The following is a 20,682-nucleotide window of genomic DNA, read 5'->3' as shown; positions in this document are numbered from 1 at the left end:
GATTTTTTTTGAGTTGCATGGACTGGAAAATCGGAAATTCTTAGGATAATCTATCCACTTTACGAGAGATCCCTTGAAACGAATTGTTTACCTACTTTCCTTTTTCGCCCTACTTAGTTTTGCCCTCCCGGTAGGATTTATTTCCTGCGAACCAGAAGCCAAAAAAGCTCCCAACCGAAAGACAGATTTTACTTACGGAGACTTTGAAACTGTGATTCGTTCGGTAGACAAACTGTATATTGATAAACATATCAATGTCAACCGAGCCTTTACTGACGCAGCCAGTTTTTCTGCGCTAAGTTTGCCACACCCACTTTATATTTATCCGGAAAGTTATTTCAAACAACGTGAAAAATATGATGATAAAGAAGATCTTTGGCCAGGAACAACGTTCAAACTTTCTCCTTCAGATGCATTTGTCATTTTTGATCCTGACTATGATCAGGTTGAAAAAATTCAAAAAGAAAAACGGAAAAAAAACGAAAACAGAAAACTTTCTGATGCGGAATTGAAAAAACTCATAGAAAAGGAAAAACTGAAAAAATCTGTTATTTCTGCAAGTTGGGAAGAAATCAATTTTTCTAAGAAAGATTTTGATCGAGTGATCTCTTACATTCAAGATAACCTAGAAAAATACAAAACTCCTGTATTAAAAGGATTAGTGGAATTAGATGGTGAACTTCCAGAAGAAGAGGAAGAAGACAAAAAAGAATTCAGCATGGAACAAGTGTTTGTTGCTGCTGCCAATGGATATTTAAATTCTCTTGATCCCCATTCCAATGTTTTTTTGGAAGAAGTTTGGGAAGAGTCCATGAAAAAAATCAGCGATGGTTCTTTTGAAGGTATTGGAGCCATTCTTTCTGGCGGAGGAAGTAGAGAAGTAATCGTAGAAAATCCATTGGAAGGAAGCCCCGCTTTAAAAGCAGGGATTCGAAGTGGAGATAGCATTGTAGCTGTTGATGGTAAACTAATCAAAAATTTATCTCTTGATAAAGTGGTCAAAAAAATCAAAGGACCAAAGGCAACAAAAGTTGTTCTTACCATTTCCAGAAAAGGAAATACAGGAAAAATTGATATAGAAGTGGTCCGAGATAAAATTACGATTAAAAACGTAACTTACCATTTAGTAAAAGAAAATCCGCAAATCGCATATATCAAACTCACTGGATTTGTAAAACCCGGTCCAGGTGAAGCACCAGTTGATACACAAATTGCCGAAGCTTTAACAGAAATGGAAAAAACGGCAAAAGAAAATGGAAAACCTCTTAAAGCTTTGATTTTGGATCTAAGAGGTAACTCTGGCGGATTTTTAAATTTAGCCATTGATATCGCAGATATGTTCATTGAAAAAGGTTTGATCGTTTCAACAAGAACTCCTTCAGGAAGAGATAAAGAAGAAATGGCAAGAAATAAGGATATCACCAAACTTCCATTAGCAATTCTTATCAATTCAAAGTCTGCATCTGCTTCCGAAATTGTGGCGAGTGCTATCCAACATCATGGAAGAGGAATTTTACTTGGAGAGAGAACATTTGGTAAAGCCACAGTTCAAACACTTGAGCACCTTGATAGTAACCCAGCCTATTTACTAAAAATCACCAATGCCAGATACTATTCCCCTTCTGGTAAAACAATCCAAGTGGTAGGTGTCTCTCCTGATATAGAAGTTTCGGAAGAACAAGATGGAACATTTCCATTCCGATATAGAGAAGAAGATATGTGGAACCACTTGCCTTTAATCCCACACGAAGGTGTTGTTAAATCCAGATTCAATTTAAACAGCATCAAAGATTATGTGAAAAAAAATGGAAAAGCTGATACATATCTAAAAGAACATGCAATTGATGCCATCAAACCAGACTATATGTTGATCAGAAGTTTGGATTACATTGAAGGAATGTTAAATACAAAATAATCCGAATCCCAAAAGGTTAGGATATGAATTTACAATACAATTGGGAACCATGTGACACGAATTAAATCGGATTTTTTGATCATTGGAAGCGGGGTGAGTGGGTTATTTACTGCCCTAAAACTTGCTCCGCTTGGATCTGTAGTGGTTGTTACCAAAAAGGCAGACTACGAATCTAACACCAATTATGCGCAAGGGGGAATTGCCTCCGTTTTTGATGACAAGGATAAGTTTGAAGAACATATCAAAGATACCTTAGAATCGGGTGCTGGCCTTTGTGACCTAGAAGCCGTGCGAGTCCTTGTGGAAGAAGGACCCACGCGGGTTCGAGAACTCCTAGACCTTGGAGTTCCTTTTACCAGAAACCAAACCGGGGAACTCGATCTTGCTCGCGAGGGTGGTCATAGCAAAAACAGAATCATTCACTCTTTGGATAGAACAGGTAGCGCCGTAGAACAGTCGTTACTCGATCATGTTCATGCAAACAAAAACATCCAAATTTTAGAAAACCATGCCTGTGTGGATCTTATCACCAAACACCATTTAAAGGATAAAGACAATCTTCCCTTAAGATGTTATGGTGCTTATATTGTAGATACCGAAACAGGTGAAGTATTTCCAGTCCTTGCTAAAAAAACGATTTTAGCTACGGGTGGTGCGGGTCAGGTATATTTACACACAACCAATCCCAACATTGCGACTGGTGACGGAGTGGCGAGTGCCTACCGAGCAGGGGCCATTGTCAAAAACATGGAATTTTATCAGTTCCATCCTACTTCCCTTTTTCATGAACAAGGAAATAGTTTTTTAATTTCTGAAGCAGTTCGTGGCCATGGTGGCATCTTACGAGAGATAGGTGGTAGACCCTTTATGAAAGACTACCATGATATGGGGGAACTCGCACCAAGAGATATCGTAGCTCGTGCCATCGATGATACGATGAAAAAAAGAGGAGAACCCCATGTTCTTCTCGATATCACTCATAGACCTGCAAACGACATCATCAACCACTTCCCTTCAATTTATGAACGTTGTAAAAAACTAGGGATCGATATCACAACAGATCCAATCCCAGTGGTACCCGCCGCTCATTATATGTGTGGTGGTGTGGCAACCGATCTTCTCGGACGAACCAATATTGCAGACCTATATGCTTGTGGAGAAACCACGTGCACGGGAGTTCATGGAGGAAACCGATTGGCATCAAATAGTTTACTAGAATGCCTTGTTTTCTCTCATAGAATTGCAGGAGATATTAAGTCCCAAGGAAAACTGAGTTATTCCGCCGAAACAGATCTTATCCCTGATTGGAACAAAGAAGGGACAACCAATACAGAAGAATGGGTTCTTATTTCGCATGATTTGATTGAAATCAAAACCATTATGAGTAATTACGTGGGGATTGTGCGTTCAGATATGCGACTCGAAAGAGCACTCCGTCGTTTGAAACTAATTTCCGAAGAAGTAAAGGACTATTACAATAGGACCACTGTCTCTCTTGGGTTACTAGAACTAAGAAACTTAGTGAAAGTTGCTGAACTCATTGTTCGTTCAGCACTATTACGAAAAGAAAGTCGTGGACTTCATTTTAGTACGGACTATCCAGAAGATAGAACTCCTTCGAGACAAGATACCATTCTTTCACACAAACTTTAAACAACAAACAAAGGTTAAGCGCCAGGGACCCTAGCGGAAATCCTTTCTCGTCAGAGAAAGATTGAAGCGGAGGGCCCGGTCCTTTTTTCATTTCGAATTTTTGTTTAAAGAAAAAGTCGGAGGCGCCCACCTAACTTTAATTGGTTGAATTTAAAATTCATTTGTCCGGAAAATCCAATCTAACAAAAATTAACCTCTAAATCCAAGAATGGTATAAACTATACCTAAAATGATGGGTAGGATCGAATAACTAAACACGTGGATGAAATATCCGCGTTTTTCGCCCCATTTTTGTTTCATTGGCTCCAACTTCCAAAAAAAACTCGGTTTGTAAATGCGGAGGATATAAGTGGTGGTTCCGTAGAGGATAAAAAATACGCCGAGTCCTACTGTGATTAGGTTCATAAGTCTCCTTGATAATCTCAAACTTATGTGAGAATGCGAACTTTCCAAGAAAAAAAAGCGGTGAAAGTCGAATTGGCTATCGGAATTGAAAAGTTCGTGATAGAGGGAAGCCATTGGGTGGCGGGTTCAGTTCCCCACCCTAATCAGGGCGGGGATACTAGATTCGCAACTACCCCACCCCGAAAAATATACGAAACTCCAATAAAAACTTCCCAAAACTAGAAATTTCAAGGACCAAAAAGAAAAGAATCCACCTATTCAACTTACCAATACAAGGTTAGGTGCCAAATGATCAAACTTCGTTATTCCTCCCAAGACAATCGTTTTCATTTACGATTTCGATTTTCGGAAATATTTCTTTCGATTGCAAAATCGATTCCAAAAGGTTGTTACCATCCAGCAAATCGAACTTGGTCTTACCCCAATGATCCAATCATCATAAAACAACTATTAAATGCTTTTGAGCAACATGATATCCGAATTTCACCAAGAGAAATTCCGAAACAATGTGGAATCTTAGAAGACTATTTCAAAGCAACGAGGGACAGAAATTTCACCTTCTGCACTACCAAAACATATTACTCTCATCTATTTCGATTGTTAGTTTTTACAGAAAAACTTCCTTCAAATATAAGAATCTTAGACTTGGAAAATTATTTGGATCATCTGGTAACAGAACGCAAAACCAAGGCGGCAAGTATTCGATCATCCAGACAAGCTTTTATCTTTTATTTTCGAGAGGTAAGAAAACAGTTCACTCATTTAAAATTTCCGCGGATGAAAGTGGAATCCAAACTACCAGAAGTTTTGTCGGCAGAAGAAACAAGGGCCATCTTCGAAGCACTTCCCAACATCAAACATAAAATGTTACTACTCATTAGTTATTCCTCTGGATTACGGGTGAGCGAAGTGATTCATTTAAAAATAACGGATATAGATCTAAAAAGAAATATGGTTCGTGTGAACCAAGGCAAAGGCAAAAAAGATAGATATACTGTTCTTGCGACTACACTAATTGAAGAACTAAAAGAATATCTAAAAACAAGAGAATACAATTTGCTCTTAAAACAAAGTTATAACGAAGTCAAAGCAAATCCTTGGTTATTTCCTGGAATGAAAAATAGGCCACTTAACATTCGTACGGCGGAAAGTATTTTCACAAATGCTGCCCAAAAGGCAAAAATCAAAAAGAAAGTCAGTTTCCATAGTCTGCGGCATGCTTTTGCGACTCATCTTTTAGAGTTGGGAACCGATTTACGAATGATCCAAACATTACTCGGACACACAAGTGTCCGAACCACACAAATTTATACCAAAGTCGCAAGAAGCCGGTTAGAAAATATCGCAAGCCCTTTGGACCGAATTCCCGCTATCACTGAAAAAAACAAACACAACTCTGACAAACAGAATGAGTATTAAAGAATCGAACCAAAATTCCAAACAATCAACAACAACACCTTAGACCAACGGCACTCTCTAACAATCGCTTGACGAATTTCAACCTTCACTTAAAATACAACGTTATCTTCCTAAATAGACCAACAGTACACTTCCATGAAACAAAAACTTTATATCACTTTATTTAGTCTCTTTCTATGTTCCTCACAAATATTTGCCCAACTCAAACCCGAACTTGAAAACGAATGGATCCAATCCAAAAGTTTAGGACCACTCATCGATAAGTCTTCCATTCGCTGGCACTTTCTCGCCGAAGTCAAAGTAGAAAATCTAGAAAGTATCCAAGGTTATGAAGTAAAGTGGCCGGAAAAAACTAAATACATCTCCGAATCCGAAAAAATCAATTTAGGCACCATATCTTTGTTCAGCGAACCTCTAACCGAAAAAGAATATCGTTGGATTTACGAATTAGGAAACACAAGCCTCTTTTTTACATTTGAAATCACAAACGCAAAAGGTGAAAAAAAACATCTAAATGTTCCCATCAACTTTTCAGATAAAACCAAAGAATCACTCCGACTATTTATGGAAAAAAATTTAAACGTAAAAAAGGAACCCATCAAAACAGCTTTTTTACGAAACTTAGATGGTAGACGTTGGTATGTTGGAAATTCGGGAGAAAACGAAGAACAGGTGTTAATTGAAATGATTCCGGAAGGAACTCAAATCGAAACATGGACAGAAATTTACCGTTTAAATCTTCTGAAAACCATTGGCAGCTCCAACCGAACTGCTTTTATGAACGCAGTCAAAGAAAGTTTATCAGAAAACTGCCCTAGTTTGGTTTTTAACACAATTTTAGAAACTAACAATGAAATTATCTATGAATGGTCACATAACGGATGTAATGGTTGGCCTGCATCCACAGAAATCACTCGTATGATAACGAGCCCATCAAACTCTACAATGTTTACATTCGCGTATAAAAAAGGAAGTCTTCCAAAAAGTTTACGTGAAATTTATCTCACCATTTTGGAAAAGGAAAAATAAATTTCTGCGTTCCCAATTTGATTTACTTTTCAGATCTTATAAAAACAGGGTCGGGCCACTCCGGGGTCCGCTGACGCTTCCGTCGCCGACCATCTAACGATGGCAGGCGACCAAGCCCTGCGTCTCCCTAACGCGGAGAATTGACAAGACCAAACAAATACTCTAATTTTTTCCTTTTTGGGCCCAAAAGTAAATTAGCACTAAAACTCCAATTCCTGTTAGACCAATCAGTTGCCACCAACCGCTCATTCCCACATCATGAAGGCGGCGTGAACCCACACTCAAACTTGGCAACAACACAGCTAAAGAAAAGATTCCTCCAATGATGGGAAGAATCATGTTGAGTACTGCACTTATGATGATACAGAAAACAACCCACCACCAAAATTCTGGCCTTTTGGCATTGCCGCTAAAATCAGCATATTTTTGAAAACATACCTTAATCGCATCTTGGAATGACATATCGTTTTACCTTCCAGTGAATCACTTATTTTGTTTCGTTACAAACGACGCATATTAGAAATTAATTATTTATAATGTAAAGTAAAAAAAGGGGAATATTTTTCTTTTTGATTCTTTGATTGCCCTTACAATTCAAAGTACAAACAGATTTGGAACAGTTACCAAGCGTTATAGAATGTCAAAAAAATCCACTCGACGAAGAGTTCCTTTGTTTTCAAATAAGCAAAAGGATTAAAAGACAAATGTTTTTATGGAAAGGACTACAATCAACATGGAGACGAAAAGAAGGAGAAAATGAAGCTCTCAACGGTTTGCGAGCCCTTGCAATTCTAAGTGTACTTTTTTTCCATACAGTTCCGAGTATCGGAATGATTGGTTGGGAAAATTCATATTTTATAAAATTCTTACATACTCTGGACTCAGGCGTTGCCTTATTTTTTGTTTTAAGCGGATATCTAATTTCCGATGGATTAAAAAAAGAATGGAATCGAAATCAAAAAATTAGTTACCAACAGTTTTTTATAAAACGAAGTTTAAGAATTTTTCCTGCTTATTATTTTTATCTCATCATCACCTATTTGATAGTCACAGCCATCATCCAAAAAGGTGGGGAAAATTTTTCTTTAAATGCCAACCAACAAGGACCGAACTCATCTTTACTGGCATCCTACCAAAACTTCAAATTTGATCTAATGTACCTATCCGATTATTTTGCAAGTTACAATATTCACACATGGTCACTATCAATTGAAGAAAAGTTTTATTTGTTTTTTCCTTTTATCGCAGGTTTATTTTTATTCTCCTTACAAACAAAAAATAGAACCATCACCCTTCTTTGCCTTTATCTATTACCTTTAGCTTTCCGAGTTTTTTATTATATTTTGTATGGACCAAATTCAGAGGCATTTCATCAATTTCATTTGAGAATTGACGATCTCATCGCAGGAATTCTCGTAATGGAATTAACCAACAACGAAAAAATTCGCAAAAAACTAGATGAATTCAAATACTATCTTTTGGGATTTGCCATACTCATCTATGCGACTAATTTCATTCTTTTAGTCTCAGAAAATTCATTTTATAAAACTGTTTTATCTTATAACTTTTACAACCTATCCTTCGCTCTTTTTTTGTTAGTTGCCATTTTGGGTAAAAATGAATTCCAAAGGTACCTCAGTTTTGCCTTTTTTCGACCAATTGCCAGGCTAAGTTACACCATGTATCTATGGAATTTACTTTTGGCACCATTTGCTTTCCAAACATTGGCAAAACCATTAAAACAAAATGGTTTTGTCACTCCAATTCAATTTGGAATGGCAACACTCCAATTTTTTATTTATACATTTATTTTTAGTATGATCCTTTATGTTTTGATTGAATATCCTTTTTTAAGATGGAAATCAAAACTGGAAACCAAGAATCAATGAACTCAGAAACTATAATAAAGGAACCAATTGTAACAAATGGATTGCCTCAGGTATATTTTTATCTTTAAGAAGGAAACTATCCCAAGGGCTACCGAATCTATAAATCTAAAACAAGTCTTAGTCTATAATTCCATCTGCTTTTGCTTCAACCAAAACAGACCTAGTCACATTACGAATTCCTGAATAAAACGTAGTAAAAGGAAACATAAACGGAGTAAATGGTATCAATGTTATATGAACCCAGGTATCATATGTTACTTGCCGTTGGTATTCTTTTACAATTTTTCCTTTATTTGTTGTAAACTTATACTTGAGAGTCAAATTATCAACCGCATGAGAAGGAAGTAAGAAAAAAGTAAATCCAGTCATAAAAGACAAAAATAAATTTGCCTCTCCTCGATTCACAATATCAACATCCATTTTAATATCAGCTATGTCTAAACCACTTTTAACTTCTTTAAACATCGAAGATTCTTTCAATATTACTTCAATTTCGTTACGCAATTCTTTTTCGATTTGTACATTTGCATCCGCAGGAGTTTCATTTAAAGACATTTTATATCTTAAATTCAAAACAACAGATGAGTTTCTATTTTGTTTTTCTTCAAAAATGACATCTTTATATTCTGGATTATAGTCAGTAAACGTTGCACAACCGATAAATAATAAGAAAAAACAGATATTTATTTTTTTCATTACTTTACTCTTCTTTTTTTATAATGTTCCATTATATCAGAAATTAGTTTTGTTCTGGCTTCTTCGCTTTTTGGGAGCATGTATTCAGAAGAATAGAAGTTGACACTTTTTTCAGATACTTCTTTTTTTTGAACTTCATAAACAACCTGGTTTTTCATATCTCTCACAATTAATCGACAATCATAATCCATGGAATCAATACCGATAGTTCCACCGAACCAGATATAAAGTGTTAGTGTCAAAAATGCAAATGGGAAATATCCCTCGTAAATTCTTCTTTTATGTGAGTAAGAAGTAAATTCAAATTGTAACCTTTCAAACTCAACATTCTTTGGAATTTCTTCATTAAAAAGATAAATATTTTCAAAGTATCTACCTTGTTTTAGATGTGAGTGTAGATTTAATGTTAAACCATCCTCTGTATCTTTTCGATAATTTTCATCAACATTCAATACCTTGACTTTATCCAATACGGCAATGCCTAAGTCTTTTTTTTGAATATTTGGTTCTCCTAACGATACCGAAGGAGGCAATGTCAAACATTGAAAGGTGAGAAGAAACGGTATTAAAATTATTACATTTTTCAAAAGATTACCAAACCAATTAACCATATATACCTAGTTTAACGGTTGTTTGTCAAAAATAATTCAACAATTGTTTTGTATCAGATGCAAAAACCAAATTTTAAACTATCCTTACATGATATGATTGTCAAAATTCTCATATTTTTAAAATGATTTCTGTCTTTCACCTCCATCATTAATTTTATCTAAAACCCATCACCGTAACACTCCCATTACACTTCAGTCTTAAAGTACTTTTTATTTGTTCTCAATTTCCCTAATGAATTCGAATCCTTTCTGAGAAATGGCATGGGCGCCGCACAGCACCCACGGATGGGTGTGAGCGAGAGTTCTGGCCAAGGAGGGCCAGACGAACGCAAGGCGCCCATGCCATTTCTCAGAAAGTCTATTCGTTGAAGGGGAAATTTTAATGGGTGGATGACGGGATTCGAACCCGCGACGACCGGTACCACAAACCGGGGCTCTACCGCTGAACTACATCCACCGTTTCTAGAACAATCATCGACCCGAGAGGGATTCGAACCCCCGACCAACTGCTTAGAAGGCAGTTGCTCTATCCAGCTGAGCTACCGGGTCAGATAGAACCAACTGATTCGGGATGACAGGATTTGAACCTGCGACCCTCTGTACCCAAAACAGATGCGCTACCACTGCGCTACATCCCGAGAAAGTCCTTGAAACACCAGTGTTTTTGGCTTAGGGACTGTGTCAACAAAACGGAGATTTATTTCTTTAGGTTCTTCAATCTTTCTAAGAGGATGGGATGGTTTGGGTTCTTTTGTAGAGCTTTGCGATAGGCTTTCCAAGCTTCCTCTGGTTTTCCAATGGTTTGCAGGAAATAACCAAAGGAATCCAAATAGGCCGGATTGTTGGGATCGAGTTCCAAAGCTTTTTTTAAAGACCGGATGGCTTCCGAACGTTCTTCGGTGTTTATCTTTTTTTTCAAAGCAAGAAGGTATCCAAGAGAGTTCAGACTGTTTTTGTAATCGGGAGTATGCCTTAAAATCCTTCTATGGATATCGATGGCTTCTTCCAACCGGTGTGTGTATTCATAAACATGGGCCAAAAAAGACAAAAGTTTTGCGTCATCCACTGCCACTTGCAATCTTTCTTTGATGATGGATTCGGCTGTCTCCCAATCCTTTAATTCCACAAGGGCAAATACTTTTAGACGGTACACATTATCCAGTTCAATGAACCCAGGATATTCGCTGAGAATCCGATCCAAAACCTGAATCGATTTTTTAAAGTTTTTAGTCTGGAAACAACATAAGGCAAAATTATACAAAAGGACGGGATCTTCTGGATTTTGGAGTAATGCCTGGTCCAAAAGGTTCAGTGCCATGGCATAATTGCCTTTGTTCATATAGCTGAGGTAATCTGTTTCTTCAGGCATTGGTTTACTTAGATTGTAGTTCCTTTAATCGAATCTTTTCCGTTAGATCCAATTGGATGGGTGTGACGGGAAGTTTTCCTTGGTAATAGGCTTCAAAGTCAGTACCTGTTTCTTCATCATGTCCAAGCAAACTTCCGTTTAACTGAAATTCGCTGACACCTTCAATGATTTGTTTTTTTTCATACTTTTCAGAGTAACGACGGCGACCAAGACGAGTAAACACAACTTCGTTTAATGTGCCTGAACCAGAAATTTCGGGAGGGAAATTTAAATTCCATACTTCGCCGGACTGAATCTGCGATTTGTATTTTTCCAAAAACGACAAAACAAGTTCTGCCTCTTTCTCATAACCATCGTCTGGATCAATCCGACCCGAACTCACAGCAAGAGATGGAATCCCATGAAGGGCTCCATGTTTGGCTGCACCAACAGTTCCCGAATAATGGACATCATATCCCATATTCACACCACGGTTGATCCCAGAGATGACAAAGTCAATTTTCGGAAAAATCTCTGCATACAATCCAATGTTTACACAATCAGCAGGAAATCCGTCGGCAATATAATGGTTGTCATTGATTCGTTCCACACGCATCCCCTGGAAGACGGTGAGTGCCATGGATGTCACAGAACGTTCTTTCAAAGGTGCAATCAGATAAGTTTGATAGGATTTTCCAAGAATACGTTCTAAGGCTTTGATTCCGGCGGAAGAAATTCCGTCGTCATTCGTAATGAGTAAATTCAAATTAAAAACCGCCCGAAATCGATTGGAGGATACTCGTTGCCGTATACAAATTCATCAGAAAAGGAAAGATGATGGTAAGTCCAAGTGCATAAAACGAAAACCGAAGGGAATCTCGATTCCTTAGTTCATAGATGGACTTTAAACCACGAGAAACTACAAGGCTATAGAGCAAAATAAAACTGAGGAGTAAAAAAAACCCTGACCCAAGTCCTGAAAGTCCCAATGCATGAAATACAATACAAACCGGAGCAAATAACAGAAACAATACGACGGAGTGTCTTGCAAAGAGGATCAAAAATAAAAGTTTCGGTGTCCTTCCCTTTTTTTGTACATAATAGTCAGCCACTAATGAATAAAAAAAAGGAAAAAATCGAAACAAAAACAAATTGGCAATAAAACCAAAAAACAAAAACGACAAAGTAGAAATGGTGTATGGGGCAGAAAGAATACTCATCCCCACTGACAAAGACAAGGCGGAAAGGATAGAAAACATCCAACTGGACACAGGACTTGCTGCAAATGGGATCTCTTGAACCTCCTCCGAATACCGAAGGGGATCCAAAAATACCAATTCCAATACATCCACTAAATCGAAGAAAAAATCTCTCATAACATTAATTTTCCAAGAGCGGTTGGTAAGATGACCAAAACTTGAGATTGGATGAGAGATCTGATTTTGGATACATGAGAATTGTCTCCCAAAAAGTTTACACCAATGGATTGTAAAAAACGATCAAAAGGAGAGATCTCTTGTTCAAAGAGTGGAATGAGGCCATCATATTGGCAAAGTTCAGAAAGTTTTTTATGTGCTTCTCTTCGGCCACCTATATCATCCACAAGTTTGTTACGGAACGCATCTTCACCGGAATAGATTTTTCCTTCTGCTAACTCTTCAATGGATTTAACAGTTTTGTTTCTTCCTTTGGCAACATCTTCCACAAACTTACGATAGGTGTCTTGTAACTGTTTTCCAATCATATCATCTTCTTCGTTTGTAGAATCACGAAATGGAGAATACATATCTTTGTATTTCCCTGCTTTGTAAGTGCGAACACCTACTCCATAACGATCCAAAAGTCCCTTTACGTTAGGTGCAAAGGAGATGACTCCAATGGAGCCTGTAATGGTTCCGTTCTGAGCAAAAATATAATCGGAGGCTGCGGCGATATAATACCCACCGGAGGCAGCCACATCTTTCATACTCACCACAATCTTTTTGGTTTTACGTAGATGCAGGAGTTCGTTGAAAATTTCTTGGGAAGCAGCAACTGTTCCACCTGGAGAATTGATTTCGACTAGGATTCCTTTGATATTTCCATCTTCTTCCAATTCGCGTAATTGGCGTAAAACGGTATCAGCACCCGTAGAGTCAAAAGTGGATTCCCCTGAGTGAATCTCACCTACGATTGGTATGACGACAGCACCAATTTCACTGGCTTGGAAAAGACCACCACCGGTCCCACTAGAGAAACGGGCAAGGCTTGATCCAGATACCAAGATGGCAATTCCGAGAATTGTGGCAATGGTGGAGAACAAAAAGGAGAGAAAGAGAAGAAATTGGTTTCTTTCCATAAACTCCCACAAGCAAAACCTTGCAAAAACCCGAGTCAACTTTAATAATTCTTTACTTTTTTTTAGAAAAAGTTTATTTTCCTTGTACGGGCTAACCGAAAATTAGACAGGTAGTCATAGGATTTATGTCCAGGCACCGCCGAGACATAAGGCCTTTACCAAGGAAGGTAGGACATGGATGTTCGTCTCAATCGTCTCCTCAATTCAGCCGAAAAACTAATCCAGGACAAAAAGGACAGTAAAGATGTCTCTGGAAAATCAGGAGTTCCTGTACAAAAGTCAGAAGAAAAATCCGACTTTGTTGTCAGCCTTCCTGTTCAGTACCACAATATCCAATCAAGGCTCACGGAATTGCAAAAACAACTTTCCAAAGAACAATCTCGAATTGGTCTTTTGGAAGATAACTCACAAGAAGAAGACAAACTCAAAGAACTTCTTTTTGAAGGAGAACCACTGTTCCCAGAGTTAGGTGAAGGAAAAGTAACCAAACCGGAAATTTTAGAAAACAGCAAAGGTAATATTTCTAGTCTCCTTGCGGAACTAAAGAAAAAGGAAGTAGAGAGCGAAAATATCTTTTCTCTTGGAATGATGTTAAACCCAGAAGAGTTCAAAGGTAAAATTGGAACTTTGTCTGCTTCTTCTATGAAACCAATTTCTGAAACAATGGTGAAACGACTTCTCGGAAATTAATTGGAATTAAAACGTAGCCTCAATACTTTTGATTCCATCTCGGTTCTCTTCTCCTCTATGGTGGGGTCGGGAATTTTTTTCACCTCTGGTTATTTGATCAAAGAAACCGGAAACCTTTGGATAGTCCTATTCTGTTGGATTGTCGGCGGAATTTTAGCACTTTCTGGTTCTATCACCTATGCTTATGCTGCTCGCCTCCTCCCATTTGCTGGAGGAGATTATGTTTATCTAAAAGTTGCTTATTCACCGGCCATTGCTTTTATGAGTGGTTGGTCTTCCCTACTTACTAATTTCTCTGCTTGTGTATCTGTACTTGCTCTCGCCTTCGGTAAGTATGTTCAGATTTTATTTCCAGAACTTCCTGTTTGGGAATCTCCCACATATACTTTGTTAGGTTTGGATTTACAAGTTAGCTCCATCACCTTCATTGGTGTTTTACCAATTTTATTTTTTAGTACGCTCAACTACTTTGGAATTAAGTCGGCAGTGCGTGTACAAAATGTTTTTGCTGTTCTAAAGATTACTGGCCTACTTCTCTTTTTGGCACTTGGGTTTTCGATTGGAAACACCAATTGGTCTTATTTATTCAACTCTCCCTTTCCTAACTTAATGGAACTTTCTTTTTACTCCAAAGTATTGATTGGGATTGTTCCCGTATCTTTCTCTTATCTGGGATGGAATATGATTACCTATATTGCGGAAGAGGTAAAAAACCCAGAAAAAACAATTGTTCGTTCCGCTATCACTGCTTGTTTTCTTGTGGCTGGACTTTATTTTGTTATCAATTTGCTTTTTGTGATTTCAGCTCCCATTGAAGAGTTAGCTGGCCAAGATGGGATTGGGGCAATCGCCTTTCAGAAGTTATTTGGTGCAAACTATTCCATTTTAACAACAAGTTTTATTGCTTGGGTGATTTTGGGTTCCATGTCGGCCATTCTAATCGGGGGAAGTCGAGTGTACTTTGCGATGGCAAGAGACGGAGTGTTTCTTCCCTCTTTTTCCAAAGTCCATCCCAAATGGCATAGCCCTTATGTTTCTATTTTTTTTCAAGGTTTCGTGGCGATTCTCTTTTTGTTTGTAAAAGAAATTGAAGCCTTACTTTACATGATCACTTGTTCGATTTTAATTTTGTCATGTCTTACGGCAGCCACGCCCTTTCGGTTCGAAAAGATGGGAATGAAATCGGATTATAAAATTCCTTTTTATCCTTTGCCCATTTTCCTTTATATTTTTGCCAATATTGCTGTGATGGCCATTCTCTTTATTGAAAAACCAGTTACTGCCGGGTGGGGACTCATGATCACTCTCATTGCCCTTCCCGTTTATTATGGATTTCGATTGGATAAAAAAATGGCCGAAGCTAAAAAGCAATCACTCAAATAATTAAGCTGGCATTTATGCAACAGCCATAAACGTTTTACCGATGATTGGCATCACTTCGTCTTTTGCCAACACCCAAATCACATCCCCACCTCTCACTTGTGTATTTCCCGATGGAATCAAAAATTGTTCTCCCCGGGCAATGAGTAGGATATGCGACTGTTCTGGAAGTTTGATTTCAAACAAAGCTTTGTCCACCACACTAGAGTTATATGGAACAATCAACTCTTGTAATGTCATCCCAGGAAACTCAATGTTATCAAAGTCAGTAGGATGATAAATTTTACGATCAGGATCCTTTTTTAAGATTCCTAACCACTGCGCCACACGAGGGATAAGAGAACCTTGCACGAGAAGGGAAACAAGGACCACAAAAAATACGATATGAAAAAGTAAATCTCCCCATACCAATCCTTGGGCAATCGGAAAGGTTGCCAGGATGATTGGTGAGGCACCGCGTAATCCCACCCAAGAAATAAATAACTTTTCTTTGACAGGCAACTTCACACGGAATAGTGAAATAAACACTGCCACTGGTCTTGCAAAAAGAATGAGGAGTACCCCAATGAGAAGTCCCGGTACCCAAATATTGGCCATCCGTGAAGGATACACTAGAAGTCCAAAACAAAGGAACATACCAATTTGTAAGATCCAAACATATCCGTTTAAAAAACGAAAGATGGATTTTTTATGAATGAATTTGTTTCGGCCAACAATGATCCCAGCAATGTAGACTGCCAAAAATCCATTCCCTTGGAACACGGTGGTGACTGCATAAATAAAAGGAACAGAAGCAGTGATAAAAACTAAATAAAGACCATCATACCCCAGTTTGACGGAGTTCATTAAATACAGAATGAGGATCCCCAAACTGTATCCCATCATTGATCCTACAAGAACCTGCATGACAAAAAACCGAAAGAACTGGAACCCACTAAAACTCGCATCAGCTGTGATGAGGTTCATAAAGATGGTTGTTAAAAGAACACCCACCGCATCGTTAGATCCAGACTCAAATTCTATGATTTTTTTTAAATGAACCGGTAAATCAGAAGATCCCGTTTTGAAGATATTAAATACCGAAGCAGCGTCTGTGGCACTCACAATGGAACCGAGTAAAAACGATTCCATAAAACCAAGAACAGGGAATAAATAGTGGATGAGTACACCTAAAATCAGTGCAGTCAGAATGGTTCCTACAATCGACAACCGAATCCCGACAGATAAGAAGTTTTTTAAACTATCCCATTCACTTTCAAGACCACCCAAAAACAAAATATAGATAAGGGCAAAAATCCCAATCGATTGTGCTAAACCATAATCACTAAAATCAATTCTCCCTGGACCATCAGCACCAGCTAACATACCAAAGGTTAAAAAAATAAGTAAGATGGGAAACCCAAAACGAAAGAATAGTTTACTCGATAAAATAGAGAATAAAATAAGAGTAGAAATAACAAGAGCTTGTAAGGTAAAACTGTCTATCATGTTTATTCCTTAGACGAATCGAAAGGACTATCGATTCGAAGAAAGTATCTCGAGAGCCTTTGCTTTTAGAATGGGATGCACTACAAAATCATCAGGATTTAGCGGACGAGAAGGTTTGTCGCCAGACGGATCCGTTTGGTTTGTTTGCCCAGGAAATTTCCATTTGTCACGACCAAGCCAGACAGAAAGTGCGTAGACCATACGTTGGAAAATTTCGTCCACTTTGTCCTGCCTGCCCGCCTTTTTATAGTATCCAAAGGCCAACATGGGAAGTTTCCGATCGTACATAAAATGATCACCCAAACGGATGAGGCCATCTTTATAATCGGTTTTGAGAAAGAGCTCACGTGCTTTACGGATATCACCTGCATTGAAAGCGGTATTCGCTTCTCGAATCAGTGCTGCTCTTTCCTTGGAGTCCATACAAAGAGTATCGAACTAAATTCCTAAATTGACAACTGAAAATTGTCTAAAAGAATGCATTTACCAGGAGAGAAATTTATGTTGGAAGTAGGGAAAAAAGCCCCCAATTTTACGAGTATCAACCAAAATGGCGAAAAAGTAAAACTCGCAGACCTAACAGGAAAAAATGGAATCGTTGTTTATTTTTATCCTAGAGACATGACACCGGGATGTACAACAGAAGCATGTGACTTCCGAGATAATTTTGCCCGACTTAAAAAATTCGGATTCAATGTAGTGGGAATCTCCAAAGACAATCCCAAATCCCATACCAAATTCATCGAAAAACAAGAACTCAATTTTGATCTGATCTCTGACGAATCAGGAGAAATTTGTGAGGCTTACGGTGTTTGGAGAGAAAAGGTTTTTATGGGAAGAAAAGGGATGGGTATCGTAAGATCCAGCTTCCTACTCGATAGTTCTCTTAAAATCAAAAAAATCTATGACAGCGTGAAGGTAAAAGGACACGTTGAAGAAATCATCAAAGACATTCAGGAAATCCAAGGGAAATGAAAATAGAAACTTCTCCGCTCCAAATCCAAATCGGTTCGCCTAAATCCGGCACATATTATAAACTCATCCCCATCTTCCAAGAGGATGTCAAAGAAGAACTTGGGAAAAAATTTCCGGTCCAAATCGAAACCAAAGTTTTTTCTGGCGAACTTGGAAAAGAATTTCGTGATGAAGCAGAACAAACCATCTATCTTGGATTAGGTGAGAAAGAAAAACTCAACTTTAGAAAGTTTATTTCTCATTTTTTTAAGTATGGAGAAAAAATTCTAAGTTATGATGGAATGGGGCTTGAGGTTATCATCTCGAAATCCCTTTCCAAAAAGTTCTCTGCTGATCGTATTGCTTATCAAATTGCCAATACTCTTTTTATCGGAAGTTATCCTGTTTCTGTTTTACAAACCAAGAAAAAAGAAAAAAAGAAAGTGGGTGCAGTTTACTTAAAGTTCGAAGATAAATCAGTCACTAGCCTTGCAGAATCAGGACTATCTAAAAGCAAAATTGTCGCCAAACACGTGAACGGTGCGCGTCATATCGCTCACTTGCCTGCAAACTATTTCACTCCAGATGATTTTGTTTCTCGTTCCAAAGAAATTGCAAAGGAATACAAACTCTCTGTTAAAGTTTGGGACGAACCACAATTGAAAAAAGAAGGTCTTGGTGGGATTTTGGCAGTGGCTCGTGGATCAGAGCTCAATGGCAAGATGGTGATTTTAGAATACAAACCGACCAAAGCCAAAAAGAAATTCGCGATTGTAGGAAAAGGATTAACCTTTGATACCGGTGGAATTTCACTCAAACCTCCAGGTGAGATGCATGAAATGAAATACGATATGTGTGGGGCCGCTGCCACCATACATGCGATTGGTGCCATTGCCGCTCTCGAACTTCCGATTCATATTGTAGCGGCAATCGGTGTGGCAGAAAATATGCCAGATGGAAAAGCCATCAAACCGGGAGATGTGTATACCGCATACAATGGAACCACTGTGGAAGTGCAAAACACGGATGCAGAAGGAAGACTTGTGCTCGGTGATGTATTGTCCTATGTTTCCAAAAATTACAAACCAGATTATATGGTGGATTTAGCAACACTGACGGGAGCTGTGATCATTGCTCTGGGCCATGAAGCGGCCGCCATCCTTACCAATTCGGATCCACTTCGTGAAGCTCTCTTCACTGCATCGGATGCTTCCGATGACCGCGTATGGGAACTTCCTCTTTGGGAAGAATATGGTGAAGATTTAAAATCAGACATTGCTGATTTAAAAAACATCACTGGTGGAGTGAAAGGGGCAGGAACCATTTCTGCTGGAATTTTTCTTTCTAAGTTCGTGGATGAATCGATCCAATGGGCTCACATCGACATTGCCGGTGCCGCGTGGAGGAAGAAAAAATCAGGAACTCAATTCCATGGACCAACTGGTTACGGAGTGCGTTTGTTAGTGGATTTAGCAAACGAACTATCTAAAGAATAACCAAATTCAATTTGAGTATATAAAAAAGGCGGGAGAATCTTTCCCGCCTTTCAGATCAAACCATACTTTTCACTTTTTACTGAACCATTCTGAATGATTATTTTGTATGTTTTTTCAAAACAATTTGGTTCACATTGTACATGAGTATCACTGTGAGCACAATGGCTGTGGCAACCACATATCCTAGAATATCATATCTTTCCATATAACCGCTAGAAGTTTGGATCACAATCAGGCCCGCAACAGAAGCAGCAATTCCACCAGAAATTTGTTGAATAGAAGAACTGATTGCCATAAAGGCACCACGGTCATGTAACTCGGGAACTGCAGATGTCAATGCATTGGCAGAAATCATGCGTGCCGCTACAAAAACAAAAAGAATGGAATTCACGAAAATCACAATCGGCAACGGAGTGACTTCCATTTTTGTGTAATAGATGATGATACCTGCTGCAAGGATGGACGCAATCACAAACATAATGTATTTTCCAATGGCATCACTCAGTCTACCCATTAATGGTCCACCTAACATTGACACAACTCCAGTTACCATATAAACCAGAGGTAAATCTTCTAACTTAACCCCAAGATTGTGGACAGAAAATGCAGATCCAAAAGGCATTAACATAAAACCACCTGTTGCGAGTAAGGTGGTAGCAAGAAATGCTGGCAAATATTTTGTTTGGGTTAATGTTTTCACTAAGTGATGGAATGCATGTAAATCCGTTTTGTGATCAAGATGAGTCGTGAGTGGCTTCAAAAAGGAGAAAATAACGAATCCAACAATTCCACTAATACCAGCGATCATCAAAAATGGAGATTGCCATCCCCATAAATTGGATATATAAATCCCGATGGGAAGTCCAAACACTTGGCTTGCAGCAAATGCTGTCATAATGAATCCCATCACCCGTCCTCTCACTTGGAGTGGAAATAAGTCGGCAACAATCGCAAAGGAAATAGAGGAAAGAACACCAGCAAAGATTCCCGTCAAAATACGAGCGCTAAATAAAAGTATGTAATTCGTTGCAATTCCGCAAAGAAAGGTGGCGACCACAAATCCAATATAAAAGAATAATAATAATTTTTTGCGGTCAAATCGATCGGCAAAACCAGCTGCAATGATACCGGAAATCCCCGCACTAAATGCATAAGCAGACACTACAAATCCAAACTGTTGGGTTGAAATTTGTAATTTTTCCATGACTAGAACTCCCAGGGGAGATAGAATCATAAAATCAAGGACCACGGTAAATTGCAAAAAAGCAAGTAAACCGACTACAAAGACATGATACGCGCTGAACTTAAAATCCATTCTATTTCCCTTTCCAGACATTTCTAAATATACGAATGATTCTACTACTCAATGCG

19 protein-coding genes, 3 tRNA genes and 1 pseudogene are annotated in these 20,682 nt (G+C 38.3%); 9 read left to right on the top strand and 14 right to left on the bottom strand.

Annotated features, from left to right (window positions below; translation table 11 throughout):
* The first annotated feature begins 73 nt into the window (after nt 1-73).
* Nucleotides 74-1,915: a S41 family peptidase gene (locus EHR01_RS17025; protein WP_135696582.1), complete on the top strand. Its 1,842-nt coding sequence runs from the start codon at nt 74-76 to the stop codon at nt 1,913-1,915.
* Nucleotides 1,916-1,966: 51 nt separating this feature from the next.
* A complete protein-coding gene (nadB, locus tag EHR01_RS17020) occupies nt 1,967-3,568 on the top strand; it encodes an L-aspartate oxidase (RefSeq protein ID WP_135696579.1) in 1,602 nt (533 codons plus the stop codon).
* 189 nt (nt 3,569-3,757) lie between these two features.
* Here the strand turns inward: nadB and EHR01_RS17015 are convergent, their stop codons facing one another.
* Entirely contained in the window at nt 3,758-3,973 is a 216-nt protein-coding gene (locus tag EHR01_RS17015) for a hypothetical protein (protein ID WP_135696576.1), read from the bottom strand.
* 288 nt (nt 3,974-4,261) lie between these two features.
* Between EHR01_RS17015 and EHR01_RS17010 the strand changes: the two genes are divergently transcribed.
* Together EHR01_RS17010 and EHR01_RS17005 are read left to right on the top strand one after the other, a co-directional pair.
* Complete coding sequence (locus tag EHR01_RS17010) at nt 4,262-5,392, top strand: tyrosine-type recombinase/integrase (RefSeq protein ID WP_135696574.1); 1,131 nt, start codon at nt 4,262-4,264, stop codon at nt 5,390-5,392.
* Nucleotides 5,393-5,527: 135 nt separating this feature from the next.
* Nucleotides 5,528-6,421, top strand: coding sequence for a hypothetical protein (locus tag EHR01_RS17005; protein ID WP_135696571.1), 894 nt, complete (start codon nt 5,528-5,530; stop codon nt 6,419-6,421).
* A 162-nt stretch (nt 6,422-6,583) separates the two neighbouring features.
* Here the strand turns inward: EHR01_RS17005 and EHR01_RS17000 are convergent, their stop codons facing one another.
* Entirely contained in the window at nt 6,584-6,883 is a 300-nt protein-coding gene (locus EHR01_RS17000) for a DUF805 domain-containing protein (protein WP_004785899.1), read from the bottom strand.
* A gap of 242 nt (nt 6,884-7,125) precedes the next feature.
* On the opposite strand from EHR01_RS17000, the gene EHR01_RS16995 reads away from it, so the two are divergent.
* Nucleotides 7,126-8,310: an acyltransferase family protein gene (locus EHR01_RS16995; protein ID WP_135696568.1), complete on the top strand. Its 1,185-nt coding sequence runs from the start codon at nt 7,126-7,128 to the stop codon at nt 8,308-8,310.
* Nucleotides 8,311-8,427: 117 nt separating this feature from the next.
* Here EHR01_RS16995 and EHR01_RS16990 read toward each other — a convergent pair whose 3' ends face one another.
* From EHR01_RS16990 to sppA, 9 genes and pseudogenes are all read right to left on the bottom strand, one after another.
* Nucleotides 8,428-9,006, bottom strand: a complete 579-nt coding sequence (locus EHR01_RS16990; RefSeq protein ID WP_135696564.1) for a hypothetical protein — start codon at nt 9,004-9,006, stop codon at nt 8,428-8,430.
* Entirely contained in the window at nt 9,006-9,617 is a 612-nt protein-coding gene (locus EHR01_RS16985) for a transposase (RefSeq protein ID WP_135696561.1), read from the bottom strand. The genes EHR01_RS16990 and EHR01_RS16985 overlap by 1 nt, the downstream gene beginning before the upstream one ends.
* Nucleotides 9,618-10,002: 385 nt before the next feature.
* Nucleotides 10,003-10,074 (bottom strand) — tRNA-His (locus tag EHR01_RS16980).
* 18 nt (nt 10,075-10,092) lie between these two features.
* Nucleotides 10,093-10,166, bottom strand: a tRNA-Arg gene (locus EHR01_RS16975).
* A gap of 17 nt (nt 10,167-10,183) precedes the next feature.
* Nucleotides 10,184-10,255: transfer RNA gene (locus EHR01_RS16970), tRNA-Pro, on the bottom strand.
* A gap of 59 nt (nt 10,256-10,314) precedes the next feature.
* Entirely contained in the window at nt 10,315-10,986 is a 672-nt protein-coding gene (locus tag EHR01_RS16965; protein WP_135696558.1) for a tetratricopeptide repeat protein, read from the bottom strand.
* 4 nt (nt 10,987-10,990) lie between these two features.
* Complete coding sequence (gene surE, locus EHR01_RS16960; protein ID WP_135696555.1) at nt 10,991-11,731, bottom strand: 5'/3'-nucleotidase SurE; 741 nt, start codon at nt 11,729-11,731, stop codon at nt 10,991-10,993.
* Between the two features lies 1 nt (nt 11,732).
* Nucleotides 11,733-12,341 (bottom strand): hypothetical protein, encoded by a 609-nt coding sequence (locus EHR01_RS16955; protein ID WP_135696552.1) that lies wholly within the window; start codon nt 12,339-12,341, stop codon nt 11,733-11,735.
* Between the two features lie 115 nt (nt 12,342-12,456).
* Nucleotides 12,457-13,255: pseudogene (gene sppA / locus EHR01_RS16950) on the bottom strand (signal peptide peptidase SppA); the annotation flags it as partial.
* Nucleotides 13,256-13,477: 222 nt separating this feature from the next.
* On the opposite strand from sppA, the gene EHR01_RS16945 reads away from it, so the two are divergent.
* Together EHR01_RS16945 and EHR01_RS16940 are read left to right on the top strand one after the other, a co-directional pair.
* Nucleotides 13,478-13,993 carry an LIC10415 family protein gene (locus EHR01_RS16945; protein ID WP_135635419.1) on the top strand — a complete coding sequence of 172 codons (516 nt, stop codon included), beginning with the start codon at nt 13,478-13,480 and terminating at the stop codon, nt 13,991-13,993.
* On the top strand, nt 13,994-15,376 hold the full coding sequence (locus EHR01_RS16940) for an APC family permease (RefSeq protein WP_135696547.1): 1,383 nt from the start codon (nt 13,994-13,996) through the stop codon (nt 15,374-15,376).
* 12 nt (nt 15,377-15,388) lie between these two features.
* Here the strand turns inward: EHR01_RS16940 and EHR01_RS16935 are convergent, their stop codons facing one another.
* The gene (locus EHR01_RS16935; RefSeq protein ID WP_135696544.1) at nt 15,389-16,861 is read right to left on the bottom strand and encodes a potassium/proton antiporter; all 1,473 of its coding nucleotides are present in this window, start codon (nt 16,859-16,861) and stop codon (nt 15,389-15,391) included.
* 27 nt (nt 16,862-16,888) lie between these two features.
* On the bottom strand, nt 16,889-17,284 hold the full coding sequence (locus EHR01_RS16930) for a hypothetical protein (RefSeq protein ID WP_135696541.1): 396 nt from the start codon (nt 17,282-17,284) through the stop codon (nt 16,889-16,891).
* A 78-nt stretch (nt 17,285-17,362) separates the two neighbouring features.
* Between EHR01_RS16930 and bcp the strand changes: the two genes are divergently transcribed.
* On the top strand, nt 17,363-17,836 hold the full coding sequence (gene bcp, locus EHR01_RS16925) for a thioredoxin-dependent thiol peroxidase (RefSeq protein ID WP_020776520.1): 474 nt from the start codon (nt 17,363-17,365) through the stop codon (nt 17,834-17,836).
* Entirely contained in the window at nt 17,833-19,311 is a 1,479-nt protein-coding gene (locus EHR01_RS16920) for a leucyl aminopeptidase (RefSeq protein ID WP_135696538.1), read from the top strand. Before bcp ends, EHR01_RS16920 begins: the two co-directional genes overlap by 4 nt.
* A 97-nt stretch (nt 19,312-19,408) precedes the next feature.
* On the opposite strand, the gene EHR01_RS16915 is transcribed toward EHR01_RS16920, so the two are convergent.
* The gene (locus EHR01_RS16915) at nt 19,409-20,626 is read right to left on the bottom strand and encodes an MFS transporter (RefSeq protein ID WP_135696535.1); all 1,218 of its coding nucleotides are present in this window, start codon (nt 20,624-20,626) and stop codon (nt 19,409-19,411) included.
* Nucleotides 20,627-20,682 lie beyond the last annotated feature (56 nt).

The organism is Leptospira mtsangambouensis (assembly GCF_004770475.1).
Taxonomy (GTDB): Bacteria; Spirochaetota; Leptospiria; order Leptospirales; family Leptospiraceae; genus Leptospira_A; species Leptospira_A mtsangambouensis.
Note: the sequence above shows the minus strand (reverse complement) of the source record. Positions and strands in the feature narration are given on the sequence as shown.

Bases quoted from the DNA above. Each gene is read 5' to 3' on its own strand.
- EHR01_RS17015 (WP_135696576.1), bottom strand. From the start codon at position 3,973: ATGAACCTAATCACAGTAGGACTCGGCGTATTTTTTATCCTCTACGGA.
- EHR01_RS17010 (WP_135696574.1), top strand. From the start codon at position 4,262: ATGATCAAACTTCGTTATTCCTCCCAAGACAATCGTTTTCATTTACGA.
- EHR01_RS17005 (WP_135696571.1), top strand. From the start codon at position 5,528: ATGAAACAAAAACTTTATATCACTTTATTTAGTCTCTTTCTATGTTCC.
- EHR01_RS17000 (WP_004785899.1), bottom strand. From the start codon at position 6,883: ATGTCATTCCAAGATGCGATTAAGGTATGTTTTCAAAAATATGCTGAT.
- EHR01_RS16995 (WP_135696568.1), top strand. From the start codon at position 7,126: ATGTTTTTATGGAAAGGACTACAATCAACATGGAGACGAAAAGAAGGA.
- EHR01_RS16990 (WP_135696564.1), bottom strand. From the start codon at position 9,006: ATGAAAAAAATAAATATCTGTTTTTTCTTATTATTTATCGGTTGTGCA.
- EHR01_RS16985 (WP_135696561.1), bottom strand. From the start codon at position 9,617: ATGGTTAATTGGTTTGGTAATCTTTTGAAAAATGTAATAATTTTAATA.
- EHR01_RS16965 (WP_135696558.1), bottom strand. From the start codon at position 10,986: ATGCCTGAAGAAACAGATTACCTCAGCTATATGAACAAAGGCAATTAT.
- EHR01_RS16955 (WP_135696552.1), bottom strand. From the start codon at position 12,341: ATGAGAGATTTTTTCTTCGATTTAGTGGATGTATTGGAATTGGTATTT.
- EHR01_RS16945 (WP_135635419.1), top strand. From the start codon at position 13,478: ATGGATGTTCGTCTCAATCGTCTCCTCAATTCAGCCGAAAAACTAATC.
- EHR01_RS16935 (WP_135696544.1), bottom strand. From the start codon at position 16,861: ATGATAGACAGTTTTACCTTACAAGCTCTTGTTATTTCTACTCTTATT.
- EHR01_RS16930 (WP_135696541.1), bottom strand. From the start codon at position 17,284: ATGGACTCCAAGGAAAGAGCAGCACTGATTCGAGAAGCGAATACCGCT.
- bcp (WP_020776520.1), top strand. From the start codon at position 17,363: ATGTTGGAAGTAGGGAAAAAAGCCCCCAATTTTACGAGTATCAACCAA.
- EHR01_RS16920 (WP_135696538.1), top strand. From the start codon at position 17,833: ATGAAAATAGAAACTTCTCCGCTCCAAATCCAAATCGGTTCGCCTAAA.
- EHR01_RS16915 (WP_135696535.1), bottom strand. From the start codon at position 20,626: ATGGATTTTAAGTTCAGCGCGTATCATGTCTTTGTAGTCGGTTTACTT.